General features: G+C 55.1%; 19 protein-coding genes. 4 read left to right on the forward strand and 15 right to left on the reverse strand.

The features are described from left to right. Positions 1-250 precede the first annotated feature (250 nt). A complete protein-coding gene (locus ACFQUU_RS28020; RefSeq protein ID WP_382251795.1) occupies positions 251-1,057 on the forward strand; it encodes a GNAT family N-acetyltransferase in 807 nt (268 codons plus the stop codon). 587 nt (positions 1,058-1,644) lie between these two features. On the opposite strand, the gene ACFQUU_RS28025 is transcribed toward ACFQUU_RS28020, so the two are convergent. The 3 genes from ACFQUU_RS28025 to ACFQUU_RS28035 all read right to left on the reverse strand — a co-directional run bounded on the left by ACFQUU_RS28025 (position 1,645) and on the right by ACFQUU_RS28035 (position 3,086). Further along, positions 1,645-1,974, reverse strand: coding sequence for a hypothetical protein (locus ACFQUU_RS28025; RefSeq protein ID WP_382251797.1), 330 nt, complete (start codon positions 1,972-1,974; stop codon positions 1,645-1,647). 206 nt (positions 1,975-2,180) lie between these two features. After that, a complete protein-coding gene (locus ACFQUU_RS28030; RefSeq protein ID WP_382251800.1) occupies positions 2,181-2,711 on the reverse strand; it encodes a hypothetical protein in 531 nt (176 codons plus the stop codon). Between the two features lie 183 nt (positions 2,712-2,894). Then, on the reverse strand, positions 2,895-3,086 hold the full coding sequence (locus tag ACFQUU_RS28035; protein ID WP_382251802.1) for a hypothetical protein: 192 nt from the start codon (positions 3,084-3,086) through the stop codon (positions 2,895-2,897). A 771-nt stretch (positions 3,087-3,857) separates the two neighbouring features. Between ACFQUU_RS28035 and ACFQUU_RS28040 the strand changes: the two genes are divergently transcribed. The 3 genes from ACFQUU_RS28040 to ACFQUU_RS28050 all read left to right on the forward strand — a co-directional run bounded on the left by ACFQUU_RS28040 (position 3,858) and on the right by ACFQUU_RS28050 (position 6,372). Further along, positions 3,858-4,310 carry a hypothetical protein gene (locus tag ACFQUU_RS28040; protein WP_382251804.1) on the forward strand — a complete coding sequence of 151 codons (453 nt, stop codon included), beginning with the start codon at positions 3,858-3,860 and terminating at the stop codon, positions 4,308-4,310. Between the two features lie 253 nt (positions 4,311-4,563). Continuing rightward, a complete protein-coding gene (locus tag ACFQUU_RS28045) occupies positions 4,564-5,658 on the forward strand; it encodes a type IV pilus twitching motility protein PilT (RefSeq protein ID WP_382251805.1) in 1,095 nt (364 codons plus the stop codon). A gap of 9 nt (positions 5,659-5,667) precedes the next feature. Further along, entirely contained in the window at positions 5,668-6,372 is a 705-nt protein-coding gene (locus ACFQUU_RS28050; protein ID WP_382251807.1) for a response regulator transcription factor, read from the forward strand. 3 nt (positions 6,373-6,375) lie between these two features. Here ACFQUU_RS28050 and ACFQUU_RS28055 read toward each other — a convergent pair whose 3' ends face one another. The 12 genes from ACFQUU_RS28055 to ACFQUU_RS28110 all read right to left on the reverse strand — a co-directional run bounded on the left by ACFQUU_RS28055 (position 6,376) and on the right by ACFQUU_RS28110 (position 18,770). Next, positions 6,376-6,846 carry a lytic transglycosylase domain-containing protein gene (locus tag ACFQUU_RS28055; protein ID WP_382251808.1) on the reverse strand — a complete coding sequence of 157 codons (471 nt, stop codon included), beginning with the start codon at positions 6,844-6,846 and terminating at the stop codon, positions 6,376-6,378. Continuing rightward, on the reverse strand, positions 6,846-8,366 hold the full coding sequence (pilV, locus tag ACFQUU_RS28060) for a shufflon system plasmid conjugative transfer pilus tip adhesin PilV (RefSeq protein WP_382251810.1): 1,521 nt from the start codon (positions 8,364-8,366) through the stop codon (positions 6,846-6,848). The genes ACFQUU_RS28055 and pilV (ACFQUU_RS28060) overlap by 1 nt, the downstream gene beginning before the upstream one ends. Before the next feature lie 68 nt (positions 8,367-8,434). Continuing rightward, positions 8,435-9,736: a shufflon system plasmid conjugative transfer pilus tip adhesin PilV gene (pilV, locus tag ACFQUU_RS28065; protein WP_382251812.1), complete on the reverse strand. Its 1,302-nt coding sequence runs from the start codon at positions 9,734-9,736 to the stop codon at positions 8,435-8,437. An 11-nt stretch (positions 9,737-9,747) separates the two neighbouring features. Continuing rightward, the gene (gene pilM, locus ACFQUU_RS28070; RefSeq protein ID WP_382251814.1) at positions 9,748-10,245 is read right to left on the reverse strand and encodes a type IV pilus biogenesis protein PilM; all 498 of its coding nucleotides are present in this window, start codon (positions 10,243-10,245) and stop codon (positions 9,748-9,750) included. After that, positions 10,246-11,229 (reverse strand): ATPase, T2SS/T4P/T4SS family, encoded by a 984-nt coding sequence (locus tag ACFQUU_RS28075; protein WP_382251816.1) that lies wholly within the window; start codon positions 11,227-11,229, stop codon positions 10,246-10,248. Between the two features lie 70 nt (positions 11,230-11,299). After that, positions 11,300-11,845 (reverse strand): type 4 pilus major pilin, encoded by a 546-nt coding sequence (locus tag ACFQUU_RS28080; protein ID WP_382251818.1) that lies wholly within the window; start codon positions 11,843-11,845, stop codon positions 11,300-11,302. 30 nt (positions 11,846-11,875) lie between these two features. Further along, positions 11,876-12,952, reverse strand: coding sequence for a type II secretion system F family protein (locus ACFQUU_RS28085; protein ID WP_382251820.1), 1,077 nt, complete (start codon positions 12,950-12,952; stop codon positions 11,876-11,878). Further along, a complete protein-coding gene (locus ACFQUU_RS28090) occupies positions 12,942-14,513 on the reverse strand; it encodes a GspE/PulE family protein (RefSeq protein ID WP_382251827.1) in 1,572 nt (523 codons plus the stop codon). Before ACFQUU_RS28090 ends, ACFQUU_RS28085 begins: the two co-directional genes overlap by 11 nt. A gap of 110 nt (positions 14,514-14,623) precedes the next feature. Further along, positions 14,624-15,133 (reverse strand): type IV pilus biogenesis protein PilP, encoded by a 510-nt coding sequence (gene pilP, locus ACFQUU_RS28095; RefSeq protein WP_382251822.1) that lies wholly within the window; start codon positions 15,131-15,133, stop codon positions 14,624-14,626. Further along, the gene (gene pilO2, locus ACFQUU_RS28100; protein ID WP_382251823.1) at positions 15,123-16,406 is read right to left on the reverse strand and encodes a type 4b pilus protein PilO2; all 1,284 of its coding nucleotides are present in this window, start codon (positions 16,404-16,406) and stop codon (positions 15,123-15,125) included. Before pilO2 ends, pilP begins: the two co-directional genes overlap by 11 nt. Before the next feature lie 16 nt (positions 16,407-16,422). Then, a complete protein-coding gene (locus tag ACFQUU_RS28105; protein ID WP_382251828.1) occupies positions 16,423-18,093 on the reverse strand; it encodes a PilN family type IVB pilus formation outer membrane protein in 1,671 nt (556 codons plus the stop codon). Further along, positions 18,093-18,770 carry a toxin co-regulated pilus biosynthesis Q family protein gene (locus tag ACFQUU_RS28110; protein WP_382251825.1) on the reverse strand — a complete coding sequence of 226 codons (678 nt, stop codon included), beginning with the start codon at positions 18,768-18,770 and terminating at the stop codon, positions 18,093-18,095. Before ACFQUU_RS28110 ends, ACFQUU_RS28105 begins: the two co-directional genes overlap by 1 nt. Positions 18,771-19,533 lie beyond the last annotated feature (763 nt).

The raw sequence follows: 19,533 nt of genomic DNA on the forward strand, positions 1-19,533 counted from the left end.
CACTCTGCATTGCAGTGGGCAACACCGGCCGAATTCGCCCGTCTGGCAAGGAATAGCGCCTTGTCTGCACCCACAACGGAGCCGAAATTTTCTGCGTTAGCCCGGTACTAATTCCGGGATACGGTCATGTGGTCTGAAGTACTCAGAGGAACGATATAGAGCCGGACGGATAGTGCCGCCATTTGAGTCGGCGTCAGAAATAATCGCATCAAGAGATACTTCCGGATATGGAAAACAAATGGAGTAAACGATGAAAATGCCATCTGTTTCGCTACCACCTGTTTCGCCATCACCAGCTCCGACCACGTCGGAAAATATCAACACTCACCCAGAACCATTGGATAACCAGTCGGGGAAGAAGCGCTTGGCAGATTCAGCGTCGCCAACGAATCAGCCTGGAGGCGCTATGAAAGCCAATTTGATACAAGCGGAAAAGCAAAGACGAGCACTATCAATAGCGCCGTCCGTCGTAGACGTCCCCAACAGCGGAAATTCACAAATCCCGAGACTCAGCATTCCAGCAATTCCTTTCGTAACTAAGTCAACCTCGATAAGTAAGCTGAAAAAAGAGGTTGCGCGTACCGAAATTAAAGAATTTAGAACGCGTCTGAAGAATTTGACATCTGAGCCTGATCATGTTTCTAAAGAGCGATTTGACGCGACGCAGGCCGTTGTCGACGGCGTCGAAAAAGACATCGATCAAAAAATCACCATTTTTTCTTGCAAAGTTGCCGGCCAGCCAGCAGGATTTCTAACGCTGGACCATAAACGCTTTCCTAAGGATCCGCCTTATATCAATCACTTGGTAACGTACCCGGGGCACCGAGGGTTAGGTGGAGCGCTGATAGAGCACGCGGTTAATCGCTCTCAAAAATTAGGGCACAACGGGGTAGTGGAGATCTCACCAGGTAGTCAAAAAATCAAGGAAATCTACGAGGCTATTGGATTTACGAAAGACAGCGAATTTATGAAATTAACTCCTGGAGGTAACACCAACTGGTCATTCAACGGTAAGAAATGGAAGCTCAAGTCGGATTCTGAAAAAAACATCTTGTAGGATGTGCCCCAATCAAGAGAATGTCATTCTGAATCTTGATTTGGCCAAGCAAATCTTTGCACTACACGGCGTTGATACGAAAGCCGAGGAACGTCTTCGGAAAACATTTTGTCGAAAACAAGTAATCCCATTGTTTGCACATCTTCAGCCATGCCTGATCGATATGAAAGCATGCGGAATCTACATTTCTGAGCTCCCAAGCTAACAACTATGGGGGAGACAGTAGAGCTTGTCGCGCCACAGTTTGTTAACCCTTACGTAAAGAGAAACAAACACGATGCAGCCGATGCTGCAGTCAATCGTTAAGCAGTTACCAGATTCTCCATGCGATTTGCGCCGGTAAAGACATCTGACGCGCAGGCGATTTTGGCCTTCCATCGAGTAAGACAAGGATTGTAAAATCCAGGACAGCACAAGGAAATCAGTTACGTGGATTGCTGGCCGAATTCGGTATTATCACCGCCATTGGCTCTAATTCCGAGAAGGGATCATGACGATGCAGGTTCTAAAGGATTAACCACACGAAACAGGTAACAGGTACAACGAGCCCATAAAGCTGCATAGTTCACTGTGAATATGGCAGGTTGCTATATTTCATATGCAGGAAACAGGTCAGGCGCGATCAGCATATCTGGATCAGATACTGCACGAGTTCCCTTGATCTCGCTGCGCCGGTAGCGCCATTTACAGATCTTCTTCGCCCCCTTGCTGGTCTGAGCCAATACCTTGACAATGCGTTTTGTAGCGCAATGTGTATACGTGCCAAATATCACCAACTCAACGTCAAAAATTTTTTCCAGCCGTTCTATGGCTGGATTCTGTAATGGTGCCATTTCATTTCCCCCTCTCGAGCCATGCAATGGGATGCGCCGAATCACCTCTTCATCGTCGCGTCGATAGATCAGGTACTTATCCATGGGTGACCGCCATGCAGGCTTTGGTTCCACCTGACCGCTGGATGCGGGATTGATGTTTCGGACAGAAATGGCAGGATGGTTCTGAAGGCGTGAATCACGCTTGACAACGTTTATCTGATGTCACGTGAGCTTACGGGTCTCTGTTGCAAAGAAGCCGCGCCAATACAAGAGTCCTTCGATTGGACATGTAAATGGAATGGGATTTGTCAGGCTGCCGGAGCAATTACCCAGGCGCCAGACTTTTGAAGCTCCAGGAAAAAGCGGAACTTGGCGCGCGCTCTATCTGCGGCGCGTTCGTTTTCCAGGTGGTGTTTCGTGCCCGAGGCAGAACTGCGCGACGCGGTAGAGGGGTCGTCTCTGGGTAAAGACCCATCGATGGTATTCGCGATCGAGCGGTTGTGGACTTTAGCCGGCTCCATCTTGACTCCTGTTTGCCGCTCGTCCTGGACCCGCTCAATAATCTCTTTTTCCCGAGACGAAGCACCATGCCCCAACACTTCGCTCTGATGGCCGATGCCTGTTTGACGTTGACGCTGACGTTGATGCAGAAGCGGTGTACCTGCACGGTACACCATTGCCGGCCCGTATCTGCGAAAAAACCAATCGCTGCCATGCGTGGGATTGTGAATCGTCGGCAGTATCCTTTGTACCGGCAGGCCATAGTTGACGCTGCTGGTCTGCTGGGTCTGGACTTGTGCGGCATACGATTGCCAGTTTACTGCAGTCAGGCTGGCCAACGATGCGATTCTAGAGATAGACATAGCGTAATTACCATGACGGAAGGCTTGTACCTGGATGTATTAGGTGCTGCTGCGGTTTAGTTCGGCGGATAACACCACTTCTTCCTCGCTTACACCAAGGAAGAAGGCAGACTCATGCATTTGCGAAATTATCGCTGTCTGCAATAAGCATCGTTCTGGTTATCCCTTCTTCGGTAACCTGCGCACACGCATCCATGGAAATCCCTCTTCCAGCGCAGGATCGACGTCATTTCTCATCCCGCCCGTCGGCGCGTGATGTACATCGTCTGGATTCAACGGTAAGTGGAACGACGACGAGTGGCTGTTGTGGTCGACGTTCTGGTTTGTTTCAAGTTGTATGATGGTTTGCATTTGCTTTCTCCACGCAATATGGGTTTCGGACTTCTGGCATCGCTACGTGACGCGTAACATACCCACTGGCTGTAATGTGAGTGGAATTCCTGCAGCGCTGGTTCCATTTTGAAGAATGTGTGCGGTCATAAAATGATGGAGGGTTTATGCAATTGCATGAATTATTGAGAGTTCAGTAGATACTTGACACACTCAACCCCCATCCCAGCTTTCCTCCTGCCAGGAGGAAGGAGCCGGTTCCCTCCTCTGGGTAGGGGTGCCCGGCGAGGGGGAGGGTTAGGGGCGCCCGGCGTAGGGTGGAGGTCGAAAGTATCAATACGCTCCTCTGTCATTTATTTACCGAATGCTCAGTAGTCGTACCTGCCGCGCTCCATTTGCATGGTGCAGGGACAGCAAGACAAGAGAGTCAAGTTCACTAGCCGATACATCGGTAACGGAACTCTTTCAGTTGGACTGCCACACATTGTTGCAATACAAAATTGGTGTTAATTCCGAACGGATGAAACGATAATGGTGAAGTCGATACTGAAAATGGCAGCCTCTTATACAGTCAGGCAAACATGTGACGCGAGCAAATCGCTCACCAGGCCACTCAACCCTGCTATCCTGACGCAAACCAATTCGGGCGCGGTTGATGACCCATATCAGCACCGGCATGCGAACGTAACCACACGTAAAGGATGCGGCTATTACTCGCCGCATGAGTCAACGACTTTCTTTCTGAAAGCCTTGCTCTTGTCGTTCTGGATCGGCCTCGACCTGATCGTCGGTTTGTTGCTGCTGAATATTCCGGCGAGCGTCCTTGTCCAGAATCGATTGGTTATTCTCGGTGCGATAACAGTACTATCGACGGCCACTGTCTTCTCGATATTGTTTGCATGGGCAACCGGCACATTGTTTGGCAGGCGTCAAATCGCAACAGAAAGCGGTATGTCTTCTGTGCTGCATCGCATCAAGCAGGAGCTATCCTGGCTCATTGGGGTCGGTTTTGCCGGTGGCGCAATTCCGATATTGGTAGCAGTTGTTTATTTTTCGAGCCTGCAAAGAGAAACTGAACAACATCAACAGATCGGCCGCGCCAATATAGGGATTTCAAAAAAATGCGCAGAAATCGCTGCGCTGGAAAGAGGACTGTTCCAGTCCGATGAGCAGTTCGTCATGACGCAATGCCTGCTGCAGTATGACCGTACCTATGCGGCACTGCATGAACGTTCCGTACATTGATTCGAGCGCTTTTAGTCCCTCCAGCGCGCCTATACCAGTCACCTTTCCTGCACCTGGCATCAAGCCAGGCTCGTATCATGCCGATAAGGCACTCTCCTGTCTGCGACGCTGTCGCAATTAAGAATTTCCCGGAGACAATTACACCTTTCTTCCGTTAGAATCGATATACAGTTGAACCCGGTGATTACGCATGCCTCATGCGCGTACGCCGCTTGCAATCACATTGCGACCTATCCAATACTCAGGGTGACACATGGCCAACGAATTTTCCGAATCGCGCGATCTGCTGTATGAAATCATCGCTCTGGTGAATGCCGGACAGATCTTTTCGGACATCCATATCGAACAAGATGCGCCGATCATGTACAAGACCCCGCGCGGTTGGCAAGAGATCAGTGCCGAGCCTGTGATGCTGGAAGAGATGCTGCCGGTGCTCAAGGCAATCGATGAGGATTGGGAAGACAAGGTGATCGATGGTGCCATCGACCGCCCATTCGTGTTGACCGCATGCCGCCTGCGTTGCAACGTGTACCGGATCGCCTGCGGTGAAAAGGTCGCCATTTCAATCAGACGCCTGCCCCTGCATCCCATTCCATTGGAGAAGACCGGACTCCCGATCTATGTGAAATCCATGCTGGAAGCGACCAAGGGGATCATTCTCGTGACCGGCCCTACCGGTTCCGGCAAGACGACGACCATCGCATCGATGCTTGATCATCTGAATAGCGTTCGCCGCTCGCATATCATTACGATCGAAGAGCCGATCGAGTACGAGCTTCAGCGCAAGCAATCCATCATTTCGCAAAAAGAGGTGCCGACCGATACTGCCAGCTTCTCGACCGGCCTGCGCGAGGCGCTTCGACAAAAGCCCGATGTCCTGATGGTCGGTGAAATCCGCGATTTTGATACGGCCGACACCGTGCTGCATGCCGGCGAGTCCGGCCACCTGGTGCTGGCGACCATGCATACCAATAGCGCAGTGAGCGCGATCACCAAGTTGCTCGGTTTCTTTTCACCGGAACAACGTACTCAGCGCACCGCCACACTCGCCAATTCGCTGGTCGGCGTCATTTATCAAAACCTGCTGCCGACCGAGAACGGTGAGGATTTCGTGCTTGCAAGCGAAATGATCTTCAACAATAACCAGCAGGTAGCTCCGTATATCGCGGATCCAAGCAAAATGCATCTGATCGCGGATTTCATGCGGCGCAAGGAAGACAACATGTCGCGCAGCCTCAACGAGGTTCTCGTGCAGCTGGTTGCCAAAAAAGCGGTTAACCAGAAGGACGCGATGCGAACGGCCTATAACCGTCTTGAACTCCACGATATGCTCAATAGCAAACGCTAGTGCCGCGCAATGAACATTGCATGTTACATCCGTAATAATGCCGTATTCGAGCAAGTGCAAACCGTTCTTGTACGGACCGGTTTCGTTTGCGAGCGTTTTACTTCGGATACTGTTTTGCTGCGCACCGTGCGCCGCCGGGATTTCAATTTTATCCTCGTCGATGTCGGCATTGATATCAAGGACGGGGAAAGCGTTTTTTCCTGGCTCACCTGCCGCAGCGGGGACAACACGCCGGTAATGGTGCTGTCGGCGGTACAGAATGCCGATTGGGTTGCCGAGGCACTCAATGCGGGTGCCGACGATTTTTTGATACGGCCATTTGAGCCGGTCGAACTGGTCGCGCGCATCCATGCGATCCTGCGTCGCAGTAGCACCCGACCTGCACGGCGCATCATCGAACTGGCCGGCTTTGCACTGGACCGCGACACCAGTACTTTCTCGTATCGTGGTACGCCGATCGAACTGACACCGCGAGAGTTCACGATGGCGTGGTTATTCTTTTCCTCTCCCGGCGTCTATGTTTCCCGTGAGACCATCGGGACCGCGATCTGGGGTGTCGACAGCGAAATCGCAGGCCGCACGATTGAACAGCATGTGTACAAGCTGCGCAAGAAACTGCAATTCGGACAGGAATGCAGCGCGATGATCCGCACTGCGTACAGCCAGGGTTATCGATTGGAACTGCATGAGCAGGAGCCGGTGCGGGAAGTGTAGTGTTCACTCGCGCGCGGCGTCGCGCACCGCTGGCGGAAGGTTCTTGTAAATCTTCAGCGCATACTTCAAGCGCAAATCCGGTTTGCTGGAATTGTATGCACCGACTGCATTCCATGAATTACCCAGGCGCTGCATGTTTTGTGAGAGTATCCATGCGCCGACATGGATGCTGGTGCATGGATCGTATAACTGCTTTTCTTCCAGTCCGTATTTGCGCAGTGTTGGAAACCAGCTGCTGTTAATCTGCATGAGGCCAATATCGTAAGAGCCGTTCTTGTTGCGATTGATCGCTGCGGGGTTCAGGCTCGATTCTGTCTTGGCGATCGCATACAGCAAGTAGGGATTGACACGGTAACGCGCTGCGGCTTCTTCCCAGCAGGCAAAGACGCTACCGGGCGCGAATAGACCTGCAATGATTATGGCGATACGGAGGCGGTATATTGGCGCGAGGATTTGCATATCCGGTTCTTTCATTAATCGCTGTTGTAGACGACAAGCTTCAACGTGCTGTAGTCGCCTGCATATATGCCAGATTCCATATAGACGCGAATCAATGTCGCATTTTCCGGAATCTTTTGCAAAGGTACGAACCCTTTTCCGAAAGATCCAGCATCCGCGCTTTCGCTCCGGGCGCCACAGCCACCGGCGTAGGCCAGAATATTATGGCTTGCATCCCGCAGTTCGACATTGACAAAGGCACGCACATCACTGGTTGCATGGCAATGTGCATAGCCTGTGACATAAAGTGGCCGTGGCCGTGGTATTGCATTCAAGCTGATCACGAAATCCCACTTGTAGTTTTGGGCGGCGCCAAGCGCTGACGTAAATACATAATCGTTCTCAAACACCTTGGTCGTGATCCGTGTGTCCAGCAAACTACGCCAGGTGCCGGACTGGCAAGACATCACCAAGCCGGTGCTATCGCGCGCAAGCAATCCATCTCCACTACACACCGTGTTTTTTACCACTGTCTGATTCAGTTGCACGTTGTTGGCGGTCAGCGTCGCCGGTACCAGCATATTGCCGTCCTGATCGACCGCGAGCGCGGTCCAGGCCGTGCCGCTCCAGGTAAATGCGCGTGACAGGGCGGTCACCATCCGCACGTCGCCAACATCATTGCCGGTAGCCGGCAGTACATTGAAGCTTGCGACCGGGTCTTTCCAGTATCCGGACTGCCGCTTCCAAGCGCCGCCCTGGCAGCTCAACACGCGTCCTTGCGCGTCAACGGCGATCTTGCCGGTGCCGCTGGCGGCGGTGCAGCGCGGATCGGTCGAGTCATTTTCGGTCGCTTGCGCGCCGCTGCCTGGCAGCATATGCACCGGCGTACGCATCTGATTCAATTCCGGTCTGCCCGGGACGTCGTTTCTGTACAAGAAGTCTGTAGACAGCTGGCCGGGGCCGTCATAGAACAGGCCCGATACCAGATGCCCGCCATCGGCCGCCGCACCGGTGAGCGCCGGCACGCCGGCGCCGGGACAAGCGACGTTACGGTAAGCAAGCGTATCCATGTTCCAGGACGCGCCGCGTGCAGTTGTTGGCACGGCAGTGGTGATATACCCGCTCCCCTGCCCGGCATTGGCGGCGATCGCGGGGATAACCCTGTCCTCTATCTGCTGGCCGCCGTAGCTGACGACCAATGCATCCAGACGGCCGCTGCCTGGTGTCGGTTGCCGCACCAATACGCAGGTTGCCTGACCATACCCATTGGTAAGCGCAAAACCCTGCGGCAGGAACAGGTTATCTCTCAGATCCACAATGCTGACCCGCGCCACCGATGCCGCGTCAGGAGTCGCAGTCAGCAGTGCCTGGTAATTGGCACTGATGTACTTGCGTGCGGCCCCGGCGACTTGCGCCTGATACAACGCGGCCTGCTGCCCTTCAAGGTCTTCCAGCGACGAATCGATGATCGCCGAGAGGCCGATCAGCATCGCCGACCCGATTGCCAGCACGCCGAGGATCTCGATGATGGTCATACCGCGCTGCGTACTGTTCATGCTGGTGTTCCTAACATACTCATTGCTATTGGCGTTACATCAATCCTAACCCATGACGCTTCATGACATCATCGACTATAGGTGCCATTCTGATACCGGAAAGTTCGGTCGCTATAGCAATTCATCGTGATGCCGTTCTGGTCCACCACGGTCGAGCCGACCGGCCAAATGTAGTCCGTGCTGCCGTCACTGCCTGTGACCGGAATGTGGCACCTGTCGCCAGCGCGGCGAGCGCGTTTGATCGTCAGCGATTCGACTTCCGCATAATCGACGATTTGCAGCCAGCCTCCGCGCACACCGACCACGCCGTTGACTTCATTCGATGCGGTAATGTTGTGGCTGGCGGTGACATTGTGGCCGGCCCTCATGTCGTTGCCCGCCGCGATGTTGTTGCCGGCATCGAGATTACGCTCCACCATGAAATCGCCGTTCTGGTCGACCGCCAGTGCGACCCAGCTGCCGCTACCGTCATAGACAAAGGCCCGTTTCTTGTCGAGCACCATCCGTACATCGCCCGCCCTGTCGGTCGCCGGCAACATAGCGTAGCTGGCGACCGGGTTCTTCCACGTCGTCAAATGGCGCCAGCGGCCATCAGTGTCACATTTCAACAAGTCCCTGGTTGCGTCGACCGCGATTGCGGCGACGCTGCCGCAAGCGTCGCCAGCACTGACGACTGCTTTATGGGCCAGGCGGATCGGCGTATTCATCGTGTTCAGTTCCGGCCGCAGCGGAACTTCGTCGCGATACAGGAAATCGGTCGACAGCTGGCCGGGCCCATCGTAGAACAGGCTCGACGCCAGGTGACCCCCATCTGCGGCTGCGCCGGTGAGCACTGGCGCTCCGCCGGCGGCACATGGGATGCCGCGATAGCCATTGGTAGCCAGACTCCATGAGGCGCCGCGCGCCGTTGCCGGTGCGGCGACACTGATATAGCCACTGCCCTGCCCGGCGCCGGAGGCAACGGCCGGGATGATCCGGTCCTCTATCTGCTGGCCACCATGCGTGACGACCAAGGCATCGAGCTTGCCGCTGCCTGGCGTTGACTGCCGCACCAGTACGCAAGTCGCCTGGTTATACGCATTGGTGGGCGCGAAGCCTTGCGGTAGAAATTGCTTGTCTTTCAGTTCTGCGATACTGACCGGCACCACCGAAGCGGCACCGGGCGTGGCGGCGACCAGTGCATGGTAGTTGGCGCTGATGTATTTGCGCGCGGCACCGGTAACCTGTGCCTGATACAACGCGGCCTGCTGCCCTTCCAGGTCTTCCAGCGATTGGTCGATCAGTGCGGACAAACCGATCAGTATGGCCGACCCGATCGCGAGCACGCCGAGCGTCTCGATGACGGTAACACCGCGCTGCGTATGGTACATGTCTGTCTTCCTCATCTGATCATCGCTATCCATACCGGGCTCCCATGTGGAATTGGCGCCATTGCAGGCAGCGGAAGCTTGATGCCGGTGTCACCGAATACCGGCGAGTACAGCGTGCTGTCGCCGTTCCGGTATACGCCGGCCAGCACCGAATTCTGTGACAGCTTTAGCACATCCGCAACGATGCTGTTTGGCGGCGGCGCGGACGCAAAGATATAAATCATGCCGTCGCTGTCTCGGTAGTTGGTCCATATCGCAGCAGCCGGTTGCGTATATAACGTGGACCATGTCGGCAATACATTGCTCGCCTTCAGCGTGTTGATGTCGACACTGTGATACAGCGACGGATTCTTGCTGAAGTAAGTGATAACCGCCTCACGATAAAGCGCCATGTTGTCAGCGGAGTTCTCCACCTTCACCTGTTCCGCGGCGATGACATTTTTCTGCTCGGCGCCCAGATACAGCGCGGTAAGCGACGCCATCACGGTCAGAACAAGTATGTGCCACATTCATTGCCCCTTGATCCGTTGCACGACACCGCCTTCGGAAATCATCGATGCTATCTGCTGCTTGATTTCGGATGCCAGCATGTCGTATTTGCCATTACGCAGGATGGTTCTGGCGACCGGTGCATCCTTTAAGGTAAACAATTCAGCCTCCAGTTTGGGGCGCGGACCGCGCACGATCTGCTGGTGCAACACGCCCGCGAGGCCATCGGCCAGCAAGGCTTGCGCGCTGCCGGCCGCCATGCGCGGATTGGCGAGCATATGCAGTTTCGTAATGGCCTGAATCGTGTTGTCCGCCATCACGGTGCTAATGATCAGACTACCGTTTACGCTGGCCTGCAGCACCTCGGCCGCAGTTTCCTGATCGCGAATTTCATCCACCAGGATCATGCGTGCGCCCAGCCGTGTCAGCCCGCGAAATCGTTCGCTGAATTCCCGGCGGTCTCGTGGCGTCACGGTCTGGAAGCACACGCCATCTCCATGTGCGCCTTCCAGCGGCAATTCAATCGGGTCTTCGCCAGTTACCGCGATGCCGCCGTACGCAGCCAGCCTTTCCTTCACAATGGCGGAAGCGGTCATTGTCTTGCCCGATTTGCCGGTGCCGGATACCAGCAACAGCCCGGACAATTGCTTTGACATCAGGTGCCGCACATAGACTTGCGGGATGCCAAGCTCAGCCAGCGACTGGATCACGTTCGCCATTTTCCGCAACACAAACACCGTACCGCCGAGGGCTTGCACGACAGTCACACGATAGGTGATGTTGTCATGGCAGACCTTGAACTCGCTTCCTGTCGATGCCGCTTGTATTTCATTTCGACATAAGGCAAGCAACTGATCCAGATCACTGCGCAGCTCGGGGCCGGCCGGCAACGGATTCGCATTCGCGCCCGGCACATCGGAGAACCGGTCTTGCACGCTTGGATGCCCCAGATACAAATCCGAGAAATCGAGCTGCTTTACTTTGGTTGCCGGAATTGCGTTCATTGATTATGCGATATGGTCGATCGTTATCTTGCTTGCCTTGCTTCTCGTCAGAGAGACGAGCTGCAATCCGTTACACCGCGGTGAAAACGATGACATTTGGCCCTGCAACGCAAAGGCCATCTGCTGCAGCGGCCGTAACGGGGAACGCAACAACCGGATTTCCATTTGCATTTGCGGTAATCTGCGTCCAGCCGGTCGCTCCGCTGATCATGTTGACACAGACGTCTTCCGGTACGGCGTTATAGGTAACGGTAAACGTCGCGCCAGCCCCTGTTACCACTACGGCGCCACCCCAGGTATTGGTAACCGCATTGTTAGCTGCATTTGGCCTGAGCGAACCGGGAAGCGCCCGTGCATTCATTAATGTGGGGGTGAGGTCGCCGGCGGCATAGGTCTGCCCTGAATAGAGCTTCCTGACCGCAGTACGGATAGACACCACTTCTTCAACGCTTTGATTCGACTGTGCGCTGCCGAACGCACTGCCCAACAGCGATACCGCACCCAGAATCACAATCGCGGCAATGCCCAGATAGGCGATACCTTCCAACAGCGAAGCGCCGCGCTGGTGGATGCGATGATCGACCACACGGTGGTTGTTGACGAATACGTTCTTCATTTCATCCTCCAAGTAAAAAGTAACAACAAATTAACGAACAGCGCGCGTCATGGCGGCAATTTCATGCTGGATGCCGAAGAAACCGGTAACCAACCAGGCGATGACCAGCGCAAGCGTGATGATGGCAACACCATTGAGAATCTTCATCTGGATCGTTACCTGCTCGATCCCTTCTTCCATCCATTCGTCGGCGAGAACCTTGAGCGCCTCCGCAAAACCTTTATATTCGGCGTACACGCACAGGTCGTCGACCACTTCCTTCGACGGAAATCCATATCCTGCATTGCGCAATGCTTCGCCGCAGTTCAGGCCGGACTTGACACCAAGCAGCGCGCCGTCCAGTCGCTCGCGCAGCCATGGATCAGCCATATCGGACAGGCGCATCAAGGATTTTTCGACCGTGATGCCAGCAAATTGCAGTGCCGAGAATGCCATCAAAAAGCCGCTGCCAATTACCAACCGGTAAATCGAATACGGTGCGAATCGATCGAAAAAGACACGCAGGTTTCCTCGCCAAAGCGGCATCGACGTCAATACGCCGGCGACTACGGCGATCAACAGAACGATGAGGTACAACATCCAGTTTTGCACCAGCGTCGACATCACATACAGCGACTTTGCCGCGCCCTGCCAGGCAGTCGGATCAACCATGCGTGCAAACTGTGGAATCACACGCGTGCCAAACAGATAGATATACACAATGACCAGCGAGAACACGGCGAGCGGATAGATAATGCCGCCAACGATGACACTCTTGATCTTTTTCTCGGCCAGCACCACATCGGTCACCGCGACCAGCGTCACTTCGAGACGGCCCGCCTGCTCGCCGGCCATGATGATCATTTGTTCAGTGCGCGGAATCCACCATTCCAGCCCTTCGGACAGGGATCGTCCGTTCTGCACCATGCGCCGACAGTCATCGAGCACGATGGCCAGCGGCTCGTTTGGCTTCTTGCCATGCTCCGATGCCCTATCGCGCAGCTCTTCCAATATCCTCAGCAATGGCAAGCCGTTCGACAGCATCTTGGCGATCTTGCGATACAGCCGCAAGCGCACCGTATCAGTGAACTGCGTCTTGGCCCACCAGCGATTGATATCAATTTGCATGATCCAGCTCGTCGATGTTGACGCGGCGGCTGCCTTGCGTAGCACCGATCGTCAAGTGGCCGACGGTCTTTTCCGCCATGCGCGGATCGATGATGCCGGCGGCAATTTTCTCGATGGTGTGATCAAGGATCGATTTACCGCCCAGCTCGTGCATCCAGTACTGCATCGCTTCGGCCTTTTCGCCTGCACGGATATACCTGAAAAACTGCTCGTCCGGATTAACCACTTCAGCCACGACGGTACGGCCGATGGTGCCGTGACCGTTGCATTGCTCGCAGCCGCTGCCGGCAATGCAGACCTTTGCCAGGTCTTGTTCATGTATCGCACGCTGGACACGTGCCAGTGCGGCTGCCGGCATTTCATGTTGATGCTCAAGCATGTTTTTCTTGCAGTGCGGGCACAATACCTTGACCAGGCGCTGGCTGATCAGGCCGGTCACCACGGTGTGATCGGCGACGAGGCTGAGCGGCAGACCAAGGTCGACCAGCCGGTCGACGATGCCGATCGCACTGTTTGCGTGCACAGTCGTCCATACCTGGTGGCCGGTCATCGATGCGCGCAAGGCATTTTGCGCGGACGCGCGATCACGCACTTCGCCGATCATGATGGTGTCCGGATCGAGGCGCATCGCGTTTGCAATCGCAGCGGAAAACAGGCGCGAACGTTCTTCCTCGGTACCCGCATTGGTTACCGACGTCTGTACCGCACCCTCGATCGGATATTCAACCGGGTCTTCGACGGTAATCACATGCAGCTTGCCTTCGGCTTCCAGGATTTCACCGGACAATACCCGCTGCAGCGTGGTCGACTTTCCTGAGCCGGTCGGGCCGCTGATGATGTTCATGCCGATCGGCTGTTCCTTCAATTGCTGCAAGATCGCTGCGTGCTCGTCCGAAAAGCCGAGCGGACGCAAGTCGATGTTGTCGCCGGCATCGTTGTACAACAGGCGCAGCACCATCACCACGCCTTCGCTGGTCGGCGCGGTCGCAATACGCACGCCGTACAGCTGCGGCGGCAGCTTGTCGCGGTCTGAGATGCTGGCATCCTGACGTTCTGTCGGCTTGTACGAGTTGTCGGAGACCGACGTCATCGCGCCATACAGCGTTGCCAGCAGACGTTCACCATATTCGCGTGTCTGGCTGCCCGTCTTGACCAGGTCGTTATGGATACGAAAATGGATTTCCGTAGCCGTTTTCTTCACGCGGATATGGATATCGGAAGCACGCGCGCTGCACGCTTTTTTCAACAGGTCTTTTGCCGTGACCTGCATCGTCGTATGTTCCTGGTGGCGACCGACGAGATCATGCGTGCCGGACTGATACATGCGGCCGATGACTTCAAAGCGCACAAATAGCGCACGGTACGGACGCTGCATTTTTTCAAGACGGGCACGATAGGACAGCACGTGCGAGTTCAACTCATGCCCTTCGGCGATCAGCAGACGGCCGTCGGCCAGCAAGCACAACAGTTTCTTTTCTTCGGCGCTGGCCTCGTACTCGCCGCCATGACTGGCGACGCGTGCATCGGTAAAGTCGGTGGAATCTGAAACATTAGGCAGCATCGTCTCGCTCATCTGCTTTTCGCCGGACATGACAACTCTCTCGTTGAATGTGCCGCTACCGCGGGCAACCAAAGGTTTGGCGAGCTTTGGTTCGATAAAGAACGGCAGCTTCATCGCGGGATCCCTCCTGGCGGCATCATCGGCAATGGAGGCAGGTTTAGGCCAGAGCTGGGATAGCTCGGATTGAATGCAGTCGGAGTGCGCCCTGAGGAGAACAGTCGGGTACGCTTCTTTTGCCGTTCGACGATGACTTCATTGGAACGGATCGACACGATCCTCATGCCATTGGACAGCACATCGCCGACCTGCGCATCGACGAGATTGCCGTTACTTAGTTCCAACGTCGCGTAGGTTGACTTGCCAATGCCCTCAATCGAGCGGATAACCGGATCTCCGGCGACCGCATTCTGCGTCATCTGGTCTTTGTATGCCTGCTTGGCCGCGATATCGTTCTGCTTGGCGACGATGCTTGCCTGTACATCAAGCTGCTTTTCGCGCGCTTTCAGTATCAGCGTTTCGGCTTCAACCCGTGTCAGCGTATCGGAGGCGGACTCGGCAACAGCAGAGCCTGACAATACGATGCCCGAGAAAACAATGAAAAGTCCGATTTTATTTTGCATACATCACTCCTTCTATAGACCATGCGCCGTTGCCATACACAAGTCGTTCGATACGCACTCCAGGTCGATCAAGTATCGTCGCCACTTCAGCTGGCGGAATGCCGTTGGCACTCACCGTGAACGCAAACGTTTTCCAATTGGGCAGCGCAGCCTGATTTTGTGCGGCCGCTTGCCCGACAGGTGCTTGTACCGGCACCAATCGTACGTTCGGTGTCAGGTTCAGCAACTGCATACGTGATATCAGTGGTTCCAGTAGCTGCTTTTGTTCCAGCAATGCTTCATCTTTGCCTGATTTCAACGCAAGCGGCACTGAATAAGTCGCTTTTTCACCGTTGATATCGACCACTGCTTTAGGCAATTGCGCGAGCAGGAAATCGATATTGGAGTTCTGACGCGACCATGAATACGTCACTTGGTCCGGCGTACACACATATTGGTCGAGGCGCCAGCCGCCGGCGGTGACATGCGTAAAGTGTTCAATGCATGCTTGTGCAGTGGGCGCCGGCAGCGGCCGGCTGGCCCAAGGATGCGGGATGTCCGATGGTGCGGCATTGCCGAGCAATTGCTGACGCACTGCTTCCATTGCTCGCGCTCGTTCCGCCTCTTCCTTTTCACGCTGCAGTTTTTTCCAGTAGGTGGTGCCGCCCACACCGGCGATAACGATCAGCGAAGCGGCAATCGCCACAGGCGGCCAGGTCAGCTTTGTCGTGACCGGGCGCAGTCCCCACCATTTGTGCGTGCGGATCTGGCCATTACCGCGGCGCGGCAACATGTCTTCGATCCGCTTCGCATTGAAGTTATGGAATCCGTAGTCTTCAAGTTCGGCATCGCCGATGACGACATTCCAGCCACCCAATCCATAGTCGCCGTGAAGACGCTCCAGCACTTCTTCCTTCGTGCCGGCGAAATCGCCGTTCGGCAGGAAGCTGGCATCGCGTGCGGCAAAGTAAGCCCACATGCCATCCGGCAGCTTGAATGCGCCCAGCCAGTTATGTACGCGCTGCTGCTGACCGTCGTAGTACGCACCTTCCAGGGCCAGTGTCTTCGACACCACGGCTCCCAGCGAGTACATCATGCGACGGGCGCCGTCCCTACTCTGCGCGAAGCCGGCTTGCGCGGTCGAATGATCCTTGCGCAACACCATCAGATCGAAGTCGATCTTCTTTGCGAGGCTGGCCGCTTCTTTTTTCAGTTCGCGCGGACGCGACAGCGATTGCCAGAAGAGACCACAGACGAATCTGTGTTTCTCTATTTGAGTGATGTAGATGGCCATGGCGTCGTCGCGTCGCTCAGGTGCCGCTGTTCATCGTGGTTGGCGTGATCAGAATCACGATCACTTCCTTGCCCGATACCGCCTTGTAGCCACCGCCGAACAAAAAGTTTTTCGGCTGGCCGACACCACGTTCATCGAGATTGTCATCAGTTTGCTCGAAGCCGCTGATGATCAGGGTTTCGTTTGACTTCATGGCAACGCGCTGCAGGAAATTACGCGTATCCATTTCCGGCGTTTCGATCTTGCTGCCGTTGCTCTCTACAGGGCGAATTCCTCGCAATGACGAAATATCGGTCGAGAATTGCAGCATGACCGTACCGTTGGCCAGCACATGCGGCAGGATGCTCATGTTGAAGCCGGAGGTGACGTTGCCGGGCGTCAGCGTGGTGGTACTGCCGACCAGCGCGGTGATCGTGGTTTGCGACGATTGCAGGTAACTGGTCTGCTTTGCAACTTGTACCGGCACCGGCTGGTTGTTCAGTGTCACCACGGACGCCGTCGTCTGGCGTCGCACCTTGCCCTGTTCAGACAATGCACTGATCAGCACCGAGGAACCGGCAAATTTGCTGCTCGACGTCGACAGGATACCCGCCGAGAAGCCGGTGCTGGACGGGCTGGCGGCAAAGGTGTTATGGATGCCGTAACGCTGGCTCAGGTTACGGTACACCAGATCCCAATCGATGCCGTATTCATCTGCATTCGACAGGTTCACCGACAGCACGGTGACATTGATCACCACCTGACGCGACAAGGCCTTGTTCTCGCTTTCGATGAAGCTTGCGATACGGTCCAACGCATCCGGTGTATCGACGACAGTCATGGTGCCGGTCGCGGGCGAGGCGACTACCTTGCCATGTGCGGACAGCATTGCCGAAACGGCCTTCTCAATACTTGAATATACCGACAGTCGCGAAGTGACTGCCGTGTTCTGGCTGTTGTTCGCGGTCACGCCGGTATTGCCCCCACCGCCCACGCCGCCTGTCGCGCCGGCGGTAGCACCGCCTGACACGCCGCCCGTCGATGTCGCGCCACTGGTGACATTTGCTGTAAATGATGAATCGCCGGGAATCGCATTGATCTGGAACGTACGCGAATCGGTATGGAAGAACTGAATCGCGCCATCCGCGTATTTCCAGTAGACACCGAAGCGCGCGGTCACCATGTCCAGCAAGCCTTTGAAGTTGCCGTTGTTGTAGGTAATGCGTATCGGCCCGCTGGGCCGCGCTGCGCTGCCGATCGGCGCTGCCTGGATGGGCAACGGCGGTGCGCCCGCTGCACCGGCGATCGGAGCCTGTGTGTTGCCGACCGTTGGTGCGGCCCCGTTCGACGCCGCAAGTGCGTCCGGACTTACCTTGGTCGGAATACCGGAACGTAGCGTGATCCGTTCGGCAAGTTCGGCCAGCGAGTGAACATTGCGATCAAAGGTGGCCGATTCATAAAAGATAGGCGGCAGCGCCGGTTGCCCGACCTTGACAATGTTCTTGCCAAGCCAGACCCCGTCTTCATGCACAACGGTCGGCGCCGATTTCATGACTACACCGGGTGCGGGACGGCCAACGTCTTTCACCAAAGTCGATGCTTTCAGATTGGTGTCATCGACGCCACGATTTACTTTCTCTGTCAGACCGGTACAGCCGGAAACCAGAATCAATGCCGATGCAGCGGTAGTCAACTGTTTGAGGTTCATCATTCGGCTCCTTTGGCCACGATACGCAGCACTTTATTTCCGGCGTAGAAAATTGCTTTCAATGGAATTTCAGCGCTCCCCATGCTTTTGGTGACGACGCCGACGGCTTCTTCGAAAGTGCCTGGAACTGTGGTGCGCGCATCAACCGCGTAATCGACCGGCAATTCCCACACCAGCTGCCAGCCGGCGCTTGCCGCCCAGCGGGCGAGCGCCGCATTGAGCGTTTTATCGGCCGGAACGATTTCCCATGTTTGCCGAATCTTTGGTGCTTCTACCGGTGCGACCGCTTGCACTACCACCGGGGACGGCGGCGCTTCTGCGGCGGTCTTGCCCGTCGCCGGCGTCGTTGTTGCGGCAACGACGTCATTGATAACAGCAGCGGTATTCAACCGTCCGCTTCGCGATGAATCGTTCGATGCAAGACTGGCTAATTGAACCGGCGAAGTGATCATCGGTTGCACCAGCAGATCGCCTTCGCAGTCCTCTTCAGCTGCCGCCGCCAACGCCGGATTCAACATTGCGACATCGAGCTTCAACTGCATGCCCTGCCTGGCAAGCGGCGAGGCAAATTTTTCTTTCGGGGCAGCCTGTACGGCTATCGAGGTGAAGCAAGCGCATACGCCCAATACGTAGGCGATTGATCTTGCAACTGGCAGCACGGTTGTTCTTGTTTGCATGGCTTGTCTCTCTTCGAAGACCATTGATGTGCTCAATGGTCTCGGTAAGTCGTTAAGTAGTTCAGCGTGCCGCTTGCTCGGCACACTTCAGTGAAAATGCAAGCTTCCGTAAATTTCTATCCCGGCATCGGCGGATATGCCATTTACGTTTCCTGTACTACTGCTCGATACCCCTTAGTTACATCAATAAGTCGTCTTTAAATTAATACAGTGTTTAAATCAATACAGTCTTAAAACAACGCTGGAACTGATAAAACCGGTGTTACGTTTTAATGATTGAGCAGCAGGCGATGATATGTGGCAACACATGTTTGAGAGTTCCCTCAATTCAACCTTTAACATAAAAATATATTGCCGTGTAGAAAGAATTGCATACGATTATTACGTAAACCTTACGCCTTTGGGTTGTTTTAATGTGCCGATGTTTTAGCAACTCTACTTCGCCATGCGGTGGGTTGGAGCGGCCCGAATTAATGCCCCATTGATGTAGTAAACACATCGTATTTAGTTGTGTTGCCTACCCAGGCTAGGCGCAATAGTGGCCCTATGGGCATGAAGCGTAAGCGCGAGGCAGAAGCCGATCTATCGGTCATGCACCACAAACCTTTTGAACAGCTTCTCGACCAAATTTACGGTTAGAGCATTTTCACGTTGACTAGCCATAGCCGGCGTGTCGGATATACCGCTCACACTCATCTGGAGCGAAGTCGTCCATTAATTCCCCAATGATCGACCAGAGCTCCTCGATGGTGCGTTTGGCCGC

Source organism: Herbaspirillum sp. GCM10030257 (assembly GCF_042666555.1).
In the GTDB taxonomy this organism is placed as follows: Bacteria; Pseudomonadota; Gammaproteobacteria; order Burkholderiales; family Burkholderiaceae_D; genus Noviherbaspirillum.